4 protein-coding genes are annotated in these 4,916 nt (G+C 32.9%); all 4 read right to left on the bottom strand.

The features are described 5' to 3' along the window. Positions 1-325 precede the first annotated feature (325 nt). Complete coding sequence (locus CXF89_RS18310) at positions 326-1,468, bottom strand: HNH endonuclease (protein ID WP_257983245.1); 1,143 nt, start codon at positions 1,466-1,468, stop codon at positions 326-328. Then, positions 1,469-2,185 carry an OmpA/MotB family protein gene (locus tag CXF89_RS18305; protein ID WP_121955399.1) on the bottom strand — a complete coding sequence of 239 codons (717 nt, stop codon included), beginning with the start codon at positions 2,183-2,185 and terminating at the stop codon, positions 1,469-1,471. Positions 2,186-2,188: 3 nt separating this feature from the next. Continuing rightward, positions 2,189-3,973 (bottom strand): hypothetical protein, encoded by a 1,785-nt coding sequence (locus CXF89_RS18300; protein WP_121955398.1) that lies wholly within the window; start codon positions 3,971-3,973, stop codon positions 2,189-2,191. 114 nt (positions 3,974-4,087) lie between these two features. Beyond that, the coding region (locus CXF89_RS21235; RefSeq protein ID WP_180961426.1) for a hypothetical protein at positions 4,088-4,916 on the bottom strand (829 nt) is incomplete at its 5' end.

The raw sequence follows: 4,916 nt of genomic DNA, 5'->3' as shown, positions 1-4,916 counted from the left end.
TTTAAGTGAAATTATTTAATAATTATTTTAAAGGTATATAAGGATAAACTACCTTGCCTCATCAAATAATTACTGTTTATTGACTAAAGATATTATTAGCTGTGTTACATATAGTTAAAACTCTTGCTGATATTTTAATTTTTATGTTTGAAGTTCCTTTATAAAAGGTTGCGAATATTATTCGCTAAGATTTTATTTCTCAGACAGTGATATAAAAATTCTTGACCTAATTTTTAAAATACATTCATTTTACTTACTGTATGTATTTTCTAATAACACGCTAACTAAAGAAAGTACCCCGGAATAATTACTAAAGTATCTTTTATTATCTCACTCTTTGAGCTAATTCATCTATCTGACTCAGTGCGTGGCGCATACTGTAGACTTTCCATCCTTGTTTAGTTGCTGCAATTGCTTGTGGTTTATCGATAGCTATTGCCACTTTTTTAAACGGCCAAGCAAGCTCTAATGTAACTTCTGACTCTTTTTTATTATTCTTAACAATGTAACTAATTTCTGGGAGTGATAAATGATACTTTTCAAGCACATCTATAACACCATGCATGCCTGGGTCAGCTAATTTATATACATCTAACCAGCTTTTTCTTACATTGAGTCCCTGAGCACGCCTTAATGTAGAAATAAGTTGGGTATCTTCGTGATTAATAAAGATGTGCTTATGATCTGGCTGCTTACGATGGCAATCACAACAAAGCGGCGTTAAGTTAACACTGCTGTTGTCCGATTTTACTGCGTTAATATGGTGAACATGTAATAGTCTTTTATAGTTATTAAGATCAAGACCACATTGCTGACATTGAAAGTTGAATTTTGTTCTTACTTTATTAGAAATAAGCTTCCAATCATTACTGTAATAACTAGCTGAGCTATCAGCAATTCCTTTAGGCATAAATTTAAAAAATGAACTATAAGTTTCAAAGAAATCTGCAAGTTCAAAATTTTGAACAAAAGTCCTTCTGACAATACCTCTAGGTATGGAAGTAAACTTATTATAATTGATACTTTCAAGGCAATATTGGCATACACTAAGCTTAGATTCCCCCTCAATTAAAATATCTTTATGCTTATCGTTGCCTGAAACAGCAAATATACCATCAAGCTTATTTGTAACTACATAACGTTCAAAACGACCTTTCCTTCGCATTTCGTCAAGTTTAGAGCAGTCTGCTACATGATATTTATTACCTTTAGATCCATCATCTAAAACGCTATAAATTTTATTATTATAGCTATGATCTTTTATATACAATAAAACTTGGCGCCCTTTATAACTAGCTAAGCCGGTATCAAACTCGATGTCTTTAAAGTTAACTTCCAAGCCATCAAATAAATCTCTATCAATTTTTTTTGTAGGTATTAATGATGTTGTTGGCTCATAAGTTATTTTCTCAGCTCCCATTGTAATTACTGCTTGCTGAAGTAATGATAAATCGACCGTTAGCTTCATTTATAATCCTTCGACTATTTTACGAATTTGAATATCTGCATTCGTAATTACCCGAAAAGAAACCCTTCGTGATTTTTGTTTATTTTCAGTTTCATCTTCATTTAATATTAAATGAGATGACGCTAAACCAACGGCTGCAAAAGATGCTTTAACCCACAGTCTTTGCTCTGCAGTTAACATCGGTAAAAAATATGCATAGTTAAGTACACTTCGCGTTCTATTTTGAGATAGCGACATATTTAAGAAATAAGCTTCGTTGGGGTCTGTATCACTCCCCCACTCTGATGAGGTATGCCCTTCGATTCTTACCTCATCAATACTCTTACGATAATTATCTAACACTTTTAAGTAGCGAGGTATAAACACAGCTAATATATCTTTAAAATCTTCTTTTAATGAGCTCTCACCCGTATCAAATAATACTTCTGGCGAATCAAACTGAAACGATAATGTTTCTTTGTCAATGGATGCCTGCCATGGCGCTAAGTCTGCTTTAAATTCTGCTTTTAGTGCATCATATATAGCAACTTGGTTTTGCTGATATGCAACAGCAACATTTTTTATTTTATCTCGCTCAACAGATACATGGCGCATAAAAGCAATAGCTATAAATAAAAACACTATCATTAAACCGGCCATTAAATCTGAAACTGTTAACCAGTGCTCACCTTCATCTGTTTTTTGTGATGTACCAAATATAGGATTAGTTGACGACATACGTTACACAGCCTGCTGAACAATCGCGTTCATTTGGTTTACAAGTTTTGAATAGTCTTTCACAAATTGGTTACTAATTTGACCAAGAGCTTCGCCCATTTTATTCATTACCTTGTCTAACTCTTGCTGCATAGACTGATCAATCATACCTAGTTGACTATCGACTCGATCCCCCGTCTTGCTCACCTGTTCACGAAGACCAGCATCGAGATTAGAAAATACATTATTCATTTGTTGTGTTTGTGATGAAAAAACGTCCTCTAATGAAGATTCAAGTCTTTTTTGCATTGATTCAATACTACTAACAACTGCTTCTCTGACCATTGTGGTGTCTGAGGAAAGCGAACTATTTGCATCCGTTAATGTTTTTGCCATTACTTTAGAATCTTCAATTAATCCGTTAACCATATCCCTGATATTTAAACTAAGCTCTTGCACGGTATGATTCAATTCTTCCCTTATTTTAACTGTATTATCGCTGACTGCATGGGTAGTTTCTTGTAGCCTTTGGTTAGTTAACCCAACATTAGTTTGAAAACCATCTGCGCCTTCAGATATTACCTTTTCAATATTAAACGCGCTTTCTTTTAGTTTTTCACCTATTGAATCAACGCCTTCTTTACTGCTTGTGACAAACTTATCTAGTAAGTCATTCGATGTAGAAATATGACTTTGGATATATTTATCAGACTCAGTTAGTAAATCTTTATAATGCGTGCTAGCTAACTCAACGGATGAAGCAATTGTTTTTACAGTCTCGTCTATTTGATTTCTAATTTCAGGCACAGCCTCTACAGCGCGATCTCTAATATCTTTAAATGCATCTAAATGCCTTTCAAGTTCTAGCAACTGATGCTGGTTAACTTCCATTACTTGTTTTAAGTTAGTCATAGTTTCGGGAATAGCTTTGGATTCATTGCTTATTGAAGTAATGCAGGCTTCTGTTGCGGTAATAGACGATACACCTAGTTTATATTGTTCTGTCATATCATAAATTTGTACTTTATAGTTTTCTTGCCATACAACTAACTCTTTAACTGATTCATTTAATTGCTTAAAGTTTTCGCCGAACTGCTCGGTTAGATTGTTATTGAAATCAGTAATAACTTGCCTAAGTGCTTCTATTACCGTTTCAGTAGCTGATTTAGAGAGCATGTCTGCAAAATCTTGCAACTTAATCCATAGTTTTTCTGAAAATGTATTAAAGCTTTCATTTTGAATTACAAACTGTTCACTCAAACTACCCAAGTTTAGCGTGGCTTCTTGTTGTGATTTAATTAATATTCTCTGATTATCACTTATATCACCACGTAAAAGTTTAAGCTGGCTTACAATAGAACTATCTGTATCCCCTCCTATTGCGAGTACAAGCCCTTCAATTGATTTACCTTGTTGCTTAATTGCAATAAGAATGTCCTCAGGGGTCGCAGTCGTAACCTCGTCTGTAATTTCAGGACTTTTTATTAAGCGCATAGTTTGAAGGGTTTTGAATAAAATGGATAATATAATACCGAGTAAACTAGTAAAAAATGCGGTTTTTAAACCAGTTAAAAGCCCTTCTATACTGCCGTCTATATTATTAGGATCGAATGCCATCAGACCCACAACAATACCCGCAAAGGTACCGAATATCCCCAATGAAGTTAATAGCACAGGAGTGTAAGATACAAACTCTGCTGATTTACCCGTTTTTATCTTAATAAGAGCTGTTATAAATGCTATTACAATCAAAAAACAAACTACGATTGTAACTATATTGGCAATACTTACTGCTTCCGTGGTATTCATTACTTCTCCATCATATTTACTACTATCAGTGTTATCTGATTTCTTTAAAGCGTTATATAAATTAATCTTCGCATAGGTATTTACTGTAAATAAAATAATCTATAACTATTCATGCTATCTTTTACAAAGTTTCCTATCTTCATTTATTTGTCTGTGTAGCTTTTCACTAGCGGTAATACACCCGTATAATTTTAAAACGTTTGCATAGTAGGTTGGTAAGCCATAGCTAATAAAATCAATAAGTTCTTGCATTGTATTAATGTCATTGAAAATATCACAAAAATCTAAAGTACTATAAGTTGACGTTTGCACAGGTTCAAATATTGAGATTTTTTCGGCATTTATTTTTACTTCATCAAGAAACTTAGGCATTTTTTGTGATTTATCATACGAAGACATTGAGTTAAGGGTATCAAATACATCATTGGAGTAGATCAAAGAGACAATAAAGTTTTCTCTGGTTAAAATTACTTCGTTAGTTTTAGTATAAAATGTACTTACTAACTCATGGACTCTTGCTTCAATTTCAACTTTACTCAATAGATAACACATCTTCGGCTTATATTGCTCTTCGGTATTCATATGTATTTTGCAGTAATTTTGCACACGCTCTTTATCTATCATCCTATTTTTATGACTCAAATCACCGCAAAGATATTGCAAGCAATGTATATTTTCATGTGAAATTACGTCACTTATTTCAATATTCATTTCTTTAATCAGATCAACTGATACATATATGCGTTTACTTCTTACCGGAGAAATAAAACCAAGTGTCTCAAACTTTGATTTTGACGAAGTTTTTTTTGCAAACTTAACGAAAATATAAGGGGAGATTAAAATAAATAGAGGGTAAAAAATAATTGCTAAAAGATCATGTGTTTTAATCTGCTTTGTAATAGAGCTAAAAAAAATGGCTATTATTTGTATATTTATTAAAGAC

The sequence above is a fragment of the Pseudoalteromonas sp. MelDa3 genome (genome assembly GCF_002863625.1).
GTDB lineage: Bacteria > Pseudomonadota > Gammaproteobacteria > Enterobacterales > Alteromonadaceae > Pseudoalteromonas > Pseudoalteromonas arctica.
The sequence above is the reverse complement of the archived record's forward strand: the minus strand, read 5'-3'. Positions and strand labels throughout refer to the sequence as shown.